The sequence below is a fragment of the Tenacibaculum sp. E3R01 genome, from assembly GCF_003318185.1.
GTDB classification, from domain to species: domain Bacteria; phylum Bacteroidota; class Bacteroidia; order Flavobacteriales; family Flavobacteriaceae; genus Polaribacter; species Polaribacter halocynthiae.
Genome location: NZ_QOCC01000018.1, coordinates 34,815 through 48,834, shown reverse-complemented (window position 1 = coordinate 48,834; position 14,020 = coordinate 34,815). Strand labels below are relative to the sequence as shown.

The 14,020-nt window shown below is 28.4% G+C and carries 14 protein-coding genes; 10 read left to right on the top strand and 4 right to left on the bottom strand.

Annotated features, from left to right (window positions below):
* Positions 1-153 precede the first annotated feature (153 nt).
* The 9 genes from hisG (at position 154) to DS884_RS04685 (ending at position 8,268) form a co-directional block, all read left to right on the top strand.
* Positions 154-1,011: an ATP phosphoribosyltransferase gene (hisG, locus tag DS884_RS04725; protein ID WP_113785970.1), complete on the top strand. Its 858-nt coding sequence runs from the start codon at positions 154-156 to the stop codon at positions 1,009-1,011.
* 11 nt (positions 1,012-1,022) lie between these two features.
* Complete coding sequence (gene hisD, locus DS884_RS04720) at positions 1,023-2,309, top strand: histidinol dehydrogenase (protein WP_113786017.1); 1,287 nt, start codon at positions 1,023-1,025, stop codon at positions 2,307-2,309.
* Entirely contained in the window at positions 2,302-3,327 is a 1,026-nt protein-coding gene (hisC, locus tag DS884_RS04715; protein ID WP_113785969.1) for a histidinol-phosphate transaminase, read from the top strand. Before hisD ends, hisC begins: the two co-directional genes overlap by 8 nt.
* Entirely contained in the window at positions 3,324-4,457 is a 1,134-nt protein-coding gene (gene hisB, locus DS884_RS04710) for a bifunctional histidinol-phosphatase/imidazoleglycerol-phosphate dehydratase HisB (protein WP_199488183.1), read from the top strand. Before hisC ends, hisB begins: the two co-directional genes overlap by 4 nt.
* 5 nt (positions 4,458-4,462) lie before the next feature.
* The gene (gene hisH, locus DS884_RS04705) at positions 4,463-5,044 is read left to right on the top strand and encodes an imidazole glycerol phosphate synthase subunit HisH (RefSeq protein ID WP_093870805.1); all 582 of its coding nucleotides are present in this window, start codon (positions 4,463-4,465) and stop codon (positions 5,042-5,044) included.
* Positions 5,045-5,068: 24 nt separating this feature from the next.
* A complete protein-coding gene (hisA, locus tag DS884_RS04700) occupies positions 5,069-5,782 on the top strand; it encodes a 1-(5-phosphoribosyl)-5-[(5-phosphoribosylamino)methylideneamino]imidazole-4-carboxamide isomerase (protein WP_113785967.1) in 714 nt (237 codons plus the stop codon).
* On the top strand, positions 5,776-6,528 hold the full coding sequence (hisF, locus tag DS884_RS04695) for an imidazole glycerol phosphate synthase subunit HisF (protein WP_113785966.1): 753 nt from the start codon (positions 5,776-5,778) through the stop codon (positions 6,526-6,528). Before hisA ends, hisF begins: the two co-directional genes overlap by 7 nt.
* Positions 6,525-7,109: a bifunctional phosphoribosyl-AMP cyclohydrolase/phosphoribosyl-ATP diphosphatase HisIE gene (gene hisIE, locus DS884_RS04690; protein WP_093870808.1), complete on the top strand. Its 585-nt coding sequence runs from the start codon at positions 6,525-6,527 to the stop codon at positions 7,107-7,109. The genes hisF and hisIE overlap by 4 nt, the downstream gene beginning before the upstream one ends.
* Before the next feature lie 196 nt (positions 7,110-7,305).
* Positions 7,306-8,268 carry a fasciclin domain-containing protein gene (locus DS884_RS04685; protein WP_113785965.1) on the top strand — a complete coding sequence of 321 codons (963 nt, stop codon included), beginning with the start codon at positions 7,306-7,308 and terminating at the stop codon, positions 8,266-8,268.
* Between the two features lie 88 nt (positions 8,269-8,356).
* On the opposite strand, the gene DS884_RS04680 is transcribed toward DS884_RS04685, so the two are convergent.
* The 3 genes from DS884_RS04680 to DS884_RS04670 form a co-directional block, all read right to left on the bottom strand.
* A complete protein-coding gene (locus tag DS884_RS04680) occupies positions 8,357-10,201 on the bottom strand; it encodes a PLP-dependent transferase (protein WP_113785964.1) in 1,845 nt (614 codons plus the stop codon).
* A gap of 109 nt (positions 10,202-10,310) precedes the next feature.
* Positions 10,311-10,859 carry a hypothetical protein gene (locus DS884_RS04675; protein WP_093870811.1) on the bottom strand — a complete coding sequence of 183 codons (549 nt, stop codon included), beginning with the start codon at positions 10,857-10,859 and terminating at the stop codon, positions 10,311-10,313.
* A gap of 19 nt (positions 10,860-10,878) precedes the next feature.
* Complete coding sequence (locus tag DS884_RS04670; protein ID WP_113785963.1) at positions 10,879-11,217, bottom strand: hypothetical protein; 339 nt, start codon at positions 11,215-11,217, stop codon at positions 10,879-10,881.
* 91 nt (positions 11,218-11,308) lie between these two features.
* On the opposite strand from DS884_RS04670, the gene DS884_RS04665 reads away from it, so the two are divergent.
* Positions 11,309-12,460 carry a class I SAM-dependent methyltransferase gene (locus DS884_RS04665; RefSeq protein ID WP_113785962.1) on the top strand — a complete coding sequence of 384 codons (1,152 nt, stop codon included), beginning with the start codon at positions 11,309-11,311 and terminating at the stop codon, positions 12,458-12,460.
* Positions 12,461-12,464: 4 nt separating this feature from the next.
* Here the strand turns inward: DS884_RS04665 and DS884_RS04660 are convergent, their stop codons facing one another.
* Positions 12,465-13,976 carry a hypothetical protein gene (locus tag DS884_RS04660; RefSeq protein ID WP_113785961.1) on the bottom strand — a complete coding sequence of 504 codons (1,512 nt, stop codon included), beginning with the start codon at positions 13,974-13,976 and terminating at the stop codon, positions 12,465-12,467.
* Between the last annotated feature and the right edge of the window lie 44 nt (positions 13,977-14,020).

Below are 14,020 nucleotides of genomic sequence, written 5' to 3'. Positions count from 1 at the left end.
TTATCATATTTGCACTCAAGCGAACTGAAGATGTATTGAATAAAAACAAAATATATTTTAAACCCGTTTGAGTAAATCAAACGGGTTTTTTATTTCTGATTAAAAGGAAATTATCTTCACGAAAAGATTTACTCAAACAAATAAACTAACAACATGAGTAAATTAAGAATAGCAATTCAAAAATCAGGAAGATTAAATCAAGATTCCTTACAACTTCTAAAAGATTGTGGTATATCCATAGATAATGGTAAAGACCAATTAAAAGCATCGTCAAGTAATTTTTCATTAGAAATTTTTTACTTGCGTAATGGAGACATACCTCAGTATTTAAAAGATGGGGTAGTTGATGCTGCAATAATAGGAGAAAATTTATTAGTTGAAAAAGGAGAAGATATTCAGTTTGTAGAAAAATTGGGCTTTTCAAAATGCAAAGTTTCTTTAGCTATACCTAAAGGAGAAGAGTATGAGGGATTGTCTTTTTTTCAGAACAAGAAAATAGCAACTTCTTACCCTAAAACTGTTCAAGATTATTTAGCAAAAAATAATATCAGTTCACAGTTACATATTATTAACGGATCTGTAGAAATAGCACCTAATATAGGTTTAGCAGACGGAATATGTGATATTGTATCAAGTGGATCTACGTTATTTAAAAATAACTTAAAAGAGGTAGAAGTAATATTGAAATCAGAGGCAGTATTAGCCGTTTCTCCGAAATTAGAAGTTGCTCAACAAGATATTTTAAATAAATTACAGTTTAGAATTCAATCAGTTTTAAAAGGAAGACGCTCTAAATATATTTTATTAAATGCTCCAAACGATAAGCTTGAAAAGATTATAGATATTTTACCAGGAATGAGAAGTCCAACTGTATTACCATTAGCAGAAGAAGGATGGAGTTCTGTACATTCAGTTTTAGATAAAAACCAATTTTGGGAAATTATAGATGAGCTAAAAAGTAATGGAGCTGAAGGTATTTTAGTATGTCCGATAGAAAAAATGGTAGTTTAAAAATAAAGCAGATGAAAGCAGTAGAATTGAATAAAGATAATTGGAAATCATTATTGCAAAGACCAACAAAATCTGTAGAGGATATAGAGCAAACGGTTAATCAAATTTTCAAAGAAGTTAAAGAAGGCGGAGACGCTATTATAAATAAATACACACAGGTATTTGATAAGGTTGAATTAAAAACATTAGAAGTAAGTTCAAATGAAATTGAAAAAGCTGAAAAGTTAGTTTCTAAAGAGTTGAAGGATGCTATTCAAGATGCAAAAAGAAATATAGAGACTTTTCATACTGCTCAAAAAACAGGTAAAGTTGAAGTAGAAACAGTAGAAGGAGTTTTATGCTGGCAAGAGAAAAGGGCTATTCAAAAAGTAGGGCTATACATTCCTGGAGGAACTGCACCTTTATTTTCTACCGTTTTAATGTTAGCGGTTCCTGCAAAAATAGCAGGTTGTAAAGAGATTGTTTTGTGTTCGCCTCCGGACCGTGATGGTAAAATTAATCCAGTAATATTATATACAGCATCATTAGTAGGAGTTACTAAAATTTTTAAGGTAGGTGGTATTCAAGCTATCGCTGGTTTAACGTTTGGAACAGAAAGAATACCTAAAGTGTCTAAGATTTTTGGACCAGGAAATCAATACGTAACTGTTGCAAAACAGTTATCAACCAAATTTGGGGTCGCAATTGACATGCCAGCAGGACCAAGTGAATTATTAGTAATAGCTGACGACTCAGCAGATGCGGCTTTTGTTGCTTCAGATTTATTAAGTCAAGCAGAACATGGAGAAGATAGTCAGGTTGTTTTAGTGTCAGATTCATTAGACTTATTTTCTAAAGTTGAAATAGAAATAGAAAAACAATTAGCAAAATTACCAAGGAAGGAAATTGTAATAAAAGCATTAGAAAACACAAAATCAGTATTGATTAAAAATGAGGATGAAGTAATAAGTTTTGTAAACGATTATGCCCCTGAACACTTGATAATAGTAACTAAAAATGATGATTTCTTTATAGATCAAATAGTAAATGCAGGGTCTGTTTTTATAGGTAAATACACCCCAGAAAGTGCTGGCGATTATGCGTCTGGTACTAATCATACTTTACCTACTAACGGGTTTGCAAAAGCATATTCTGGAGTTAATTTAGATAGTTTTACAAAAAGTATTACGTTTCAAAAAATTACTAAAGAAGGAATTCAAAATATAGGTAAAACAATAGAGTTAATGGCAGAAGCAGAGGGTTTACAGGCACATAAAAATGCAGTAACTCTAAGATTAAAAGAGATAGATAATGTTTAAGTTAGAAAAAATAGTTCGTACCAATATTAAAGCCTTAAATGGGTATTCATCTGCAAGAGATGAGTTTAAAGGAGTCGCAGAGGTTTATTTAGACGCGAATGAAAATCCATTTGGAACCTTAAATAGGTATCCAGACCCAAAGCAAATTAAAGTTAAAAAACGATTATCTGAATTAAAAAATGTTGAATCAGAACAAATTTTTATTGGTAATGGAAGTGATGAAGTAATCGATTTAGCTTTTAGAATTTTTTGTGAACCAGGAAAAGATAAAGCATTAACTTTTTCTCCCACTTATGGGATGTATGATGTATCTGCAGCTATTAATAATGTAGAGTTGATTAAACAACCACTTTTAGCTGATTTTCAAATTAATTTAAATCAATTGCAGCCTTATTTAGAAATGGATGAAGTAAAGTTAATTTTCATTTGTTCTCCAAATAACCCTACAGGTAACTGTTTTAATGATGATAGTATAACATATATACTTGAAAACTTTAATGGAATGGTGATTATTGATGAAGCATATATTGATTTTAGTTCAAGAGCATCCTATATTACTAAATTAGAAGCATCCCCAAATTTAATTATAAGTCAAACATTTAGTAAGGCATGGGGTTTAGCTGGTGTAAGAGTAGGAGCAGCATATGCTAATTCTGAAATAATAAATTTATATAATAAAGTAAAGCCACCTTATAATGTAAGTACATTAAATCAAAATGCTGTTTTAGAGTCGTTAAACAGTATAGCACAGTTTGAGATAAACAAAAATATTATTATCAATGAAAAGGAAAAATTAGTAAAAGAATTTAGTAATTTAAAAATAGTAACTAAAATATATCCATCAGAAGCTAATTTTATTTTGGTTGAAGTAACTAATGCTAATACTATTTATTCCAATTTAGTAGAACAGAAAATAATTACAAGAAATAGAAATACTTTAGTAGCCAATTGTTTACGAATAACCGTAGGAAGTGCAGAAGAAAATACTAAGTTAATAAACGCATTAAAACAATTATGAAAAAAATATTATTTATAGATAGAGATGGAACTTTGATTAAAGAACCAGCAGATGAACAAACTGACTCATTTGAAAAATTAGAATTTTATCCTAAAGTATTTCAAGGTTTAAGTAAAATTGCTTCTGAATTAGATTTTGAATTGGTTTTAGTAACTAACCAGGATGGCTTAGGTACTGAGGTATATCCTGAAAATACTTTTTGGCCTGTTCATAATTTCGTTATGAATACTTTAAAGGATGAGGGTATACTTTTTAAAGAAGAAATTATTGATAGAACTTTTGCTAAAGATAATCAACCAACCAGAAAACCTAATACAGGATTGTTAACTAAATTTTTTTCTGATGAATATGATTTAGCAAATTCATTTGTAATTGGAGATCGTTTAACCGATGTAGAATTAGCAAAAAACCTAGGAGCTAAAGGTATATATATAAATGATGAAACTTTTTTAGGTACAGATGAAATTACTGTTAAAAGAAGTGATTTAGATGAGTTTATAGCTTTAGAAAGTAATGATTGGAATGCTATTTATGAGTTTTTAAAGTTAGATGAAAGAACAGCTAGTGTAGTAAGAAATACAAATGAAACAAAAATTAATATTCAATTAAACCTAGACGGAACAGGCAAAAGTAAAATTGATACTGGAATTGCTTTTTTTGACCATATGCTTGATCAAATTGCACGTCATGGGCAAATGGACTTAGATATAAATGTTGTTGGCGACCTGGAAGTAGATGAACACCATACTATTGAAGATACTGCTATAGCTTTAGGTGAAGTTTTTAATAAAGCTTTAGGGAATAAACTAGGAATTGAACGCTATGGTTTTTGTTTACCCATGGATGATTGTTTAGCACAAGTAGCTATAGACTTCGGGGGTAGAAATTGGTTAGTATGGGAAGCGGAGTTTAAAAGAGAGATGGTTGGTAAAATGCCTACTGAAATGTTTATCCATTTCTTTAAATCATTTACTGATGGAGCAAAATGTAACTTAAATATTAAAGCAGAAGGAACTAATGAACATCATAAAATAGAAGCAATTTTTAAAGCTTTTGCTAAGGCAATAAAAGTAGCTGTAAAACGAGATACTAGTAAAATGATTTTACCTTCAACTAAAGGGACTTTGTAATTAATATGATAGCAATTATAAAATATAATGCAGGTAATATACGATCTGTACAAAATGCAATTACGCGTTTAGGTTTTGCCAGTATAATAACTGATGATGCTGAAGAAATAAGAAAGGCTGAAAAAGTTATTTTTCCTGGGGTAGGTGAGGCAAGTTCTGCAATGGCGTATTTAAAAGAAAGAAAATTAGATGAGGTTTTAATTTCTTTAAAGCAGCCAGTGCTTGGTATTTGTTTAGGATTACAGCTTATGTGTACTTTCTCTGAGGAAGGAAATACTAAGTGTTTAGGTATTTTTGATACAGTTACAAAGCAATTTCCACCTTTAAAAAAAGTACCTCATATGGGGTGGAATAATTTTTCAGAAATAAAAGAATCTAAGGTGGTTGAAAATTTGAATGAATTAGATGATGTTTATTATGTACATGGTTATTATGCAGATGTATGTAGTGACACAGTTGCTAGTTGTAATTACATACTTCCTTTTAGTTCTATAATGCAGAAGAATAATTTTTATGCAATGCAGTTTCATCCCGAAAAATCAGCTAGCGTTGGAGAAAAATTATTAAATAACTTTCTAAACATTTAAAAAATAACCGTTAAATAAAGAAAAATGAGAATTATACCAGCTATAGATATTATTGAAGGAAAATGTGTACGTCTTACAAAAGGAGATTATGCAACAAAAAAAGTATACAATGAAAACCCAGTTGAGGTAGCAAAAGAATTTGAAGACAGTGGCATTCAATTTTTACATTTAGTAGATTTAGATGGAGCAAAATCTAATCATATAGTAAACTATAAAATTTTAGAACAAATAGCTACAAAGACTAATTTGAAAATAGATTTTGGAGGAGGATTAAAGTCTGATGATGATTTACGTATAGCTTTTGAAAATGGAGCTAGTCAAATAACGGGTGGTAGTATAGCTGTTAAAAATCCAGATGTTTTTATAGGATGGTTAACTAAATACGGAAGTGATAAAATTATTTTAGGAGCAGATTGTAAAAATAGAAAAATAGCAACACATGGTTGGTTAGAAACTTCAGAGGTAGATGTTGTTGATTTTATTAAAGAATATGAGGAAATAGGAATGAAGAATGTCATTTGTACTGATGTTGCTAAAGACGGAATGTTACAGGGAACTTCTAATGTTTTGTATAAAGAAATAATAAAAGAAACGAATGTCAATCTAATAGCAAGTGGAGGAGTTTCATCTATTAATGATTTATTAGTATTAAAAGAAATGAAATGTGAAGGGGCTATTTTAGGAAAAGCAATTTATGAGGGGTACATAACCTTAAAAGAATTAGAGCAATTATGTTAAAAAAACGAATTATACCATGCTTAGATATTAAGAATGGTAGAACAGTGAAAGGAGTCAACTTTATAGATATTAAAGATGCTGGAGATCCTATTGAATTAGCGAAGCAATATGTAAAAGATGGTGCAGATGAGTTAGTGTTTTTAGATATTACAGCTACCGTTGAAAATCGTAAAACATTAGTAGAATTAGTTGAACGTATTGCTGAAGAAATTAATATTCCTTTTACTGTAGGTGGAGGAATAAGTTCAGTAGATGATGCGTTAGTTTTAATTAAAGCAGGTGCTGATAAAGTGAGTGTAAATTCATCCGCAGTTAAAAACCCACAATTAATTACAGATTTAAAAAACCGTTTCGGAAGTCAATTTGTAGTTGTTGCTATTGATACTAAATATGTAAATGAACAATGGAAAGTATTTACAAAAGGAGGTAGAAATGAAACTGAATTAGAAACAATTTCTTGGAGTAAAGAAATAGAAAAACTTGGAGCCGGAGAAATTTTACTAACCTCAATGAATAGTGATGGAACTAAAGCCGGATTTTCAATTGATATAACAAATTCAGTTAGTAAAGCTGTTAATATTCCTGTTATTGCTTCAGGAGGAGCAGGAAAAGAAGAGCACTTTAAAGATGTGTTTACAAAAACTGAAGCTAGTGCAGGATTAGCTGCCAGTATTTTTCATTTTGAAGAAATACCAGTGCCAAAACTTAAACAATATTTAAAAAAACAAAATATACCAGTACGATGAATATAGATTTTACAAAAGGAGATGGATTAGTTCCAGTTATAATCCAAAATAATTCCACATTACAAGTTTTAATGCTGGGGTATATGAATAAAGAAGCTTTTTTGAAAACTAAGAAAGAAAAAAAAGTTACATTTTTTAGTAGAAGTAAAAATAGATTATGGACTAAAGGAGAAGAATCTGGTAACTTTTTATTAGTAAAAGATATTCAAATTGACTGTGATAATGATACCATTTTAATAAAAGTTGTGCCAGAGGGGCCAACTTGTCATAAAGGAACGACTTCATGTTTTGCTGAAGAAACGTCAAAAGGCTTTTTATATGAATTAGAAAGAATTGTAAGTAATCGTATAGATAATGATATAGAAACGTCATATACTAATAAGTTGTTTAAAAGAGGTATTAATAAGGTAGCTCAAAAAGTAGGAGAAGAAGCTGTAGAGCTTGTTATTGAAGCAAAAGATGATAATGATAGTTTGTTTAAAAATGAAGCGGCTGATTTACTATATCACTTTGTAATTTTATTAAAGGCAAAAGGTTTTACATTACTCGAAATTGAAGATGTTTTGAAGAAAAGAAATTAATGTTTAACTTTTTTTCTTGTTTGTTAAACAAAAAATCGTATATTTGGATAACGCTTTTAAAAATCTTAATCAAAGCGTTATTTTTTTAGCTAAATCAATTTTGTTTAGCTTTTTTGTATAAATACTAAACAATGTCTAAATTAACCGAAAAAAGACATAAAAAAAAGAGTAGGTATTAATGTAAAATCTATTAGAAATGTTTACTAAAAATTTTAAAACTGTTCTAACACTTAGTTTATTATTGTGTCTTTCATCTTTTACTTCATGTAGCGATGATGATGTAATTTATGAAAAACAAAAAGATATTGTTGAATTAGCATCTGTAACTTCAACATTAAGTACTTTAGTTTCTGCTGTTCAAAAGGCAGGGTTGGTTGATGCATTAAAAGCTGATGGCCCATTTACCGTATTTGCTCCTACAAATGATGCTTTTCAAGCATTGTTAGATTCTAACAGTAGTTGGAATTCATTGGATGATATTCCTGTTGAAACCTTAAAAACTGTATTAATGTTTCATGTATTAACCTCAAAAGTTAAATCAACAGATCTATCAAATGTTTATGTAAATACATTGGCTACTGGTCCGAATGATGAAAGTTTATCATTACAAGTTGAAACAACTGGAGGTGTTGAATTTAATGGAGATTCAAAACCTGTTACAGTAGATGTGGAAGCTAGAAATGGAGTAGTACATATTATTGATAAAGTAATGTTACCTCCAAATGTTGTTACATTAGCATTAAATAATTCAGGTTTTACTAATTTAGTAACTGCTTTAACGGATAGTAGGCATACAACTGATTTTGTATCTGTTTTAAAAGGAGACGGTCCTTTTACAGTTTTTGCTCCTACCAACAGAGCTTTTGAAGAATTACTAGCTAGTAACTCATCTTGGAATTCTATTGGGGATATTCCAATAGCTACCCTTGATGCTGTATTAAAATATCATGTTGTTAATGGAGCAAATGTTCAGTCTAAACAATTAACTAATAATCAAGAGGTAACAATGCTATCAGGAGACAAAATAACGGTTGACTTGTCAAGTGGTGCAAAATTGAAAACAACTAGCAATCAATCAGTAGTTATATCTTCAACTGATGTACAGGGAGCAAATGGAGTAATTCATGTAGTTGATAGTGTTCTTTTGCCTGCAAACTAGATTTGTAGTAATTTAATATTTAGGGATTAAAAACTGTCTAAAAATAATTTTTTAGACAGTTTTTTTGTGAAATGATAATATGTAAGATTTAGATTTGGTTAACAAAATCTAAAAAAACTTTTTTATGACGTTCAAAATCTAAATTAGATGAAAGTGCAACACGAACAATATAGTCTTTGTCTCCTTCTTTAGTTGTCCCTTGAGTTGAGGTTGCAGGTATTGTCCAGTAGCATCCTTTTAATTGACCATAACTTACACAAAATTTACTTTCATTAGGGATTTCAGTGATCATTAAATTTATTAATTTAAGATTTAAAGCCCTTTTGTAAGTTTCTCTTTCTTCATCAGTATTTCCTTTTGTTGGAAGATCTAATGAAAAAACAGAAGGGGTAAATCCACTTTTTGCTAATTCTTCTGACACAAAATTTATTTTTGCATCTGGTAGATTTTCTTTTATGAAGTTTACAAATTCACGAGTATATTTATAAGCATCATGAATTCTTTGATTCATAGATGGCAATTGTTTTGCTAAGATTTCCATTTGAAGGTTTGTAGCTTCATTATCACAAAGGCGTAAATGAAAATCTATTTTTTCCATTAAAGCTTCCGATTTTTTATTAGCAACACAATATCCAGCTGTACATTGACCACCACTAGGGAATTTAGATCCGCTAACATATGATATAGTTTTGGTAGATGCAAGTATCTCGTTTTCACCTAAAAAATGAGTGTTTGGGCAAAATGTTTGATCTAAAATAAAAACAGGATCAATAGCAGTCTCACCAGTTGATGTAGTTCGTTTTTTATTTAAAACATTTTTCAATTCTAATAAATCAGGTACTTCAACTCTAGGGTTTGTAGGGATCTCTGCTATTATATAAGGAACAGCGTTTTGGTTTGCAATTTCTTCTAAAACAATATCAATACTTTTAACCATGTCATTACCACCATCAACAGGTAAGTCCATTACTTCAACATTATTTATACATGTAGCAACTCTTCTAGCTTGATCATTAGTACCTCCATAACAATTTGGAGGTACAATTATTTTAATAGCTTTTCCTTTATGATTTTCAACAGCGTCATGAATTAGTCCCATTACAATAGCATATTGCATAGAAAGACCACTTGAAGCAACAACAGCTTTGGTGTTTGCTCCGGTAATTTCTTTAATTGAGCTTAAAACACTTGATTTAGCTATATCAATGTTGTTTGCATTATTGCTAGGTATTTTTAGGTTTAAAAGAGACTTTAAAGCATGAAGAGTATTAGCAGGTGTCATAGCTATAGTTTCTCTTCTTCGAACATGTTGAATTTCTGAAATATAACTTTTGTTATCATTGCCATTTACAACTAAAATGCTTCCTAAATTATCATCGATGTTAATAAAGAAGTCAATATTAGAAGTAAGATTGAAATCACATATTTTGTTTTGTTGAGAAATAAAAATAGTACTTCCATTAAACTCTAACACTTCGTTAATATTTTCAACTTTTATCAACTCAAATTGATAGCCATATATATCTTTTACTATTTCAGTATCAAAAAAATCTGGTAGTTTACCAGTGTAAATTATTCGAGTATTTTTTTTTGCTAATAAGTTTTTTCTTAGAACAGCTAAAACAGGAATAGTTTTAGATGAAAAAGAAATAACATTTTCAGCATCTAAATTATTTAGGTTTGCAATAGCCCATTCAAGTAAGCAAGATAAAGGATGACCTAAGCGTATATAATCAAAAGCAGTTGGTAGCTCGCTTAAAGCTATTGAGTTCGCGTCGTTTTTTTCATATAAAGCCTCAAATTGTTCTAAAAATTGAGTTTTAGCTAATTTTTCTTCGTAAATATCTAGTCGATGTGTAGTTAAATTAAGCCAATCAGTAGGCATGTTTTCTACTACATCTTTAATATAATTTAGCATTTTATTGTCTTGCATAATTGTTATCTTAAGATAGGTTTGCAAGATACGTTAATTAGAAATTTTTTAAATAATTTTTAAGACGTTTAGTTATATATTAACAGTTGATAAATTAGCGTAAATATTTTTATGCTTTTTTTAAGCTTGTCATTCTATTATTTAATTTCTGAACAATTATCCTACCTAGTTTCTTTGCTTCCTTTCCATCTTTTCCCTCAATTAAAAAACTGAATATTTCAATTTTAGATTTTGAGTTTATTAAATATAAAGTTATATTTTGGTAGTAAGTGTTTGTTTTTGATTTAGTGTACTCACGATATTGAGTCATTTTTATTTTTATGTTAGAATTTAAAGTAAAACATTGAGTTTTTAATTTATGGTTAAATTTAATTTCTTCTTTTGTAATTTTAATATAATTAGAAGTTTGATCAATAAGAGTTAATAGAGAAATAATAAACATTATTCCTCCTAATAAACCTCCTAATATTATTGAAAACCAGTCTGTAGATTTAAAAATTGAAACATATATTATAAATATGCCCCCCAAAAAAATTAAAAGAACACCAATATTAGATTTATTTGAAACTTTAAATACAGATTTGATTATTAATTCTTTTTGATTTTCAATTAATTTAATGCTAGCTTTATTCAAGATTGAATTTAATTCAGTATTCATAAAGTGTATTTATACTTTATTATTTTAAACTTTTTCCCCATTGGCGGTAGCCAACACTTAATTTACCATCATTTAGTAAACCTATCCCAATATCAGTTGTAGTATTATTATTTATCCATGTTAAATAATAGTACCCAGCTTGAAAAGAAATAACTAACTCTAATTTTGGTGATTTGACTCCGTTTATATCTGTATATTCAATTTCAAAAGTACCTTCAAACCTATTTAAGGTGTTTAGTTTGGTTATTCGTGTACCAATACCAAATCCTTTATTGATATTTTTATTCTCAGAAAAAATCCATTCAGCTTTAATACCAGATTTTGTTTCGGTATAAATAACACAGCCAATATCGTTCATGATTTTCTTTTTATTTAGTAAGTAAATATAACCTTATTTTTAGTGTCCTTGTCTGGTGTTTAATTAGAAACATATTAACTATTTTTGCATCATGAATGAATTTCAACAATTAAGAGATACTTTAAGTCAAAGCATTTTAAATGCTAATTTTGTAAAAATGACTTTAAGTAAACCAATAAAGAAGAGTGATGGGTTACCAAATGTATATATAAGATTAGTAAAAATAAAAGGTGCAGAAGTTTTACAATTCACATATCATTATACTACAAATGATAAAGTGAAAAACTATACAATAACTGAAGCTTTGTCTGAATTAGAAATTTTATTATTAGATAATTTTAGAGCTGCAACGTTATTTACTTTAAAAAATGATTTATTAGTTTTTATTTCTAAAAAGAAAAAAGTTTCATATAAACTTAATGCCCCAAGTTTTAAAAATAAGTTACCAGATACTCACGATAAACCGAAAGAGCGTCTAGCAGAGGCAGGTAAGTATTTACAGTATTTAGGTATAACTGATAAAGAAGGGAAGGTCATTCATAAAATGGCAGACAAGTATCGTCAGATAAATAAATATTTAGAAATTATTGAAGGACTTTTAAAGTCAACTAAATTACCAAAGCATATTAATATTGTTGATATGGGTTCAGGTAAAGGGTATTTAACATTTGCTTTGTATGATTATTTAGTGAATCAGAAAAAGTTTAATGCTACTGTTACAGGAATAGAGTTACGTAATGAATTAGTTAATTATTGTAATGATGTAGCAAGGAAGAGTGAATTTAAAAATTTATCATTTGTAGCACAACCAATTCAGGAGTATGACAATAATAAAATTGATATTTTAATAGCGTTACATGCTTGTGATACAGCAACTGATGATGCTATTTATAAAGGGTTGTCAGCAAAGGCTGAATTAATTATATGCGCACCGTGTTGTCATAAACAAATTCGCCAACAAGTTAAAGGTAAAGAACAAGAAAGTCCACTTTTAAAATATGGAATATTTAAAGAGCGTCAATTTGAAATGGTAACTGACACAATTCGTGCGTTAATTTTAGAGAAAAATAATTATAATACTAAAGTATTTGAATTTATAAGCAATGAACATACACGTAAAAATGTAATGTTAGTAGGGAGTAAATCATCTAAAAAGATTGATAGTTCTAAGATAGAATCTAAAATATCAAGTTTAAAAAATACCTATGCTATTGAAAAGCATTATTTAGAAACATTATTATAATCAACTATTCTAGTTTAATTTGTTCAATTAAATTTAGAGTACTAATAAATATAGGTTGTTGGTTCATTTTACTTTTTAGCCAAGCATAGAAGCTCATAACAAAAATATCTTCTTGTTTAGCTCCAATAAACTCAAATGAACTTTCAACTTTATTAAAAAAATCTTTTGTAGTAATAATTTGGGGGTTTTTATAATAAACTTCTACAAGTTTTAAAAAATTGATAACTCTAAACTGTTGTATGTTTTTTAAATAAGTATAATGTTTTCTTTTGAAACTTAATAGTCTTGATTCAAATACATCAATGTTTCTTAATTCTAGGTGTAATAAGATTTCGATTAGGTTTTTCTTTATTGTCCATTCAATTCCATTTTTATCAATATACCATTTATCAGAGTGGTAGAATTTTGAAAATAATTGACTTGCTTTTTTTAGTTGATTGTTTTGAAAATAAAACATGATCAGACTTAGATGAACATCTAAGGCAGTTTTAGTTTCGATATTTTTTTTGGTGATGACATTCTCTAAGATTTGTATGGCTTCACTTTGATTATTAGTGTAATTCTTGTTTAAAGCAAAAAGAAGTAAATAGTTAAACTTAAAATTGTTGTAGTACTTTTTTTTGTTTAATAGCATATAAGTATGCATGAGATTTAAATAATAAATAGATTTTTCAAAATTTTTATTTCTAAATAAAGTATTTGCTATTAGGTAAAGTATTCTGATATGATAAAATAGTTGTTTATTATTTTCTTTTTTGTTTTCTAGTTTTTTATAAGTACTTATTAAAAATGATTCTACTGATATAAAATCTTTAGTAGCAAAAGCAGAAATGCTAACTATAGTTATTAGTTGATATAATGATTTAAATGACATTGAGTCGTTAATACTAATATTATGCTCTTTAAAAATAGAACTAGTTATTGTTTGAAAGTCTAGAAGGTTTCCATTTTTCTGATTAACTTTTTTTAAATTTTGTCTAATTTTAGCATATACTATATTTAACTCTTCTTGAAGAAGCTGATTTTTCTGGTTCTCTTTAAAGGAATCAATTATTTCATTAATGTTAATGGTTGGAATTGTGTATGCGTATTGTATTTTAGTGTGATATATTTCAGTTAAAATTGTAAAAAGTTGAAACTCTCTTGCTACTAGTTCTGCTTTATCTAGTATTTTATATGCTGCTTTATAATTTTTATGCATAAAGAAATCTCTAGCTACTAAAATATATTTTACTAATTGTATGTCAGTTGAATTCTCACCTTGTAATTTATTGGCGGCAATAAAATCAATTAAAGAGTTGTATAATCTTTGTTTAAGTGTATAATAAGCATCTTTTTTTAAGCCACCATATAATGTTTCACAAATAATCTTTGTAGAAGTTTCACCTTTTAAGATGAGTTTAAACAAATCAACATTCTTAGTGTCTTTTCTCTTGTTCTTTTTTTCTAAAAAAATAATAAATTTTTGCTGTTCATCGGTAGAGAAAGAAGAAATTATTATTTCGATGTTAGACATTATATAGTTGGTTTAATTTTTACTTTTCTCTGTAAATATAAGGT

Excerpts from the sequence above, each read along its gene's own strand:
- hisG (WP_113785970.1), top strand. The coding sequence starts at position 154 with ATGAGTAAATTAAGAATAGCAATTCAAAAATCAGGAAGATTAAATCAA.
- hisD (WP_113786017.1), top strand. The coding sequence starts at position 1,023 with ATGAAAGCAGTAGAATTGAATAAAGATAATTGGAAATCATTATTGCAA.
- hisC (WP_113785969.1), top strand. The coding sequence starts at position 2,302 with ATGTTTAAGTTAGAAAAAATAGTTCGTACCAATATTAAAGCCTTAAAT.
- hisB (WP_199488183.1), top strand. The coding sequence starts at position 3,324 with ATGAAAAAAATATTATTTATAGATAGAGATGGAACTTTGATTAAAGAA.
- hisH (WP_093870805.1), top strand. The coding sequence starts at position 4,463 with ATGATAGCAATTATAAAATATAATGCAGGTAATATACGATCTGTACAA.
- hisA (WP_113785967.1), top strand. The coding sequence starts at position 5,069 with ATGAGAATTATACCAGCTATAGATATTATTGAAGGAAAATGTGTACGT.
- hisF (WP_113785966.1), top strand. The coding sequence starts at position 5,776 with ATGTTAAAAAAACGAATTATACCATGCTTAGATATTAAGAATGGTAGA.
- hisIE (WP_093870808.1), top strand. The coding sequence starts at position 6,525 with ATGAATATAGATTTTACAAAAGGAGATGGATTAGTTCCAGTTATAATC.
- DS884_RS04685 (WP_113785965.1), top strand. The coding sequence starts at position 7,306 with ATGTTTACTAAAAATTTTAAAACTGTTCTAACACTTAGTTTATTATTG.
- DS884_RS04680 (WP_113785964.1), bottom strand. The coding sequence starts at position 10,201 with ATGCAAGACAATAAAATGCTAAATTATATTAAAGATGTAGTAGAAAAC.
- DS884_RS04675 (WP_093870811.1), bottom strand. The coding sequence starts at position 10,859 with ATGAATACTGAATTAAATTCAATCTTGAATAAAGCTAGCATTAAATTA.
- DS884_RS04670 (WP_113785963.1), bottom strand. The coding sequence starts at position 11,217 with ATGAACGATATTGGCTGTGTTATTTATACCGAAACAAAATCTGGTATT.
- DS884_RS04665 (WP_113785962.1), top strand. The coding sequence starts at position 11,309 with ATGAATGAATTTCAACAATTAAGAGATACTTTAAGTCAAAGCATTTTA.
- DS884_RS04660 (WP_113785961.1), bottom strand. The coding sequence starts at position 13,976 with ATGTCTAACATCGAAATAATAATTTCTTCTTTCTCTACCGATGAACAG.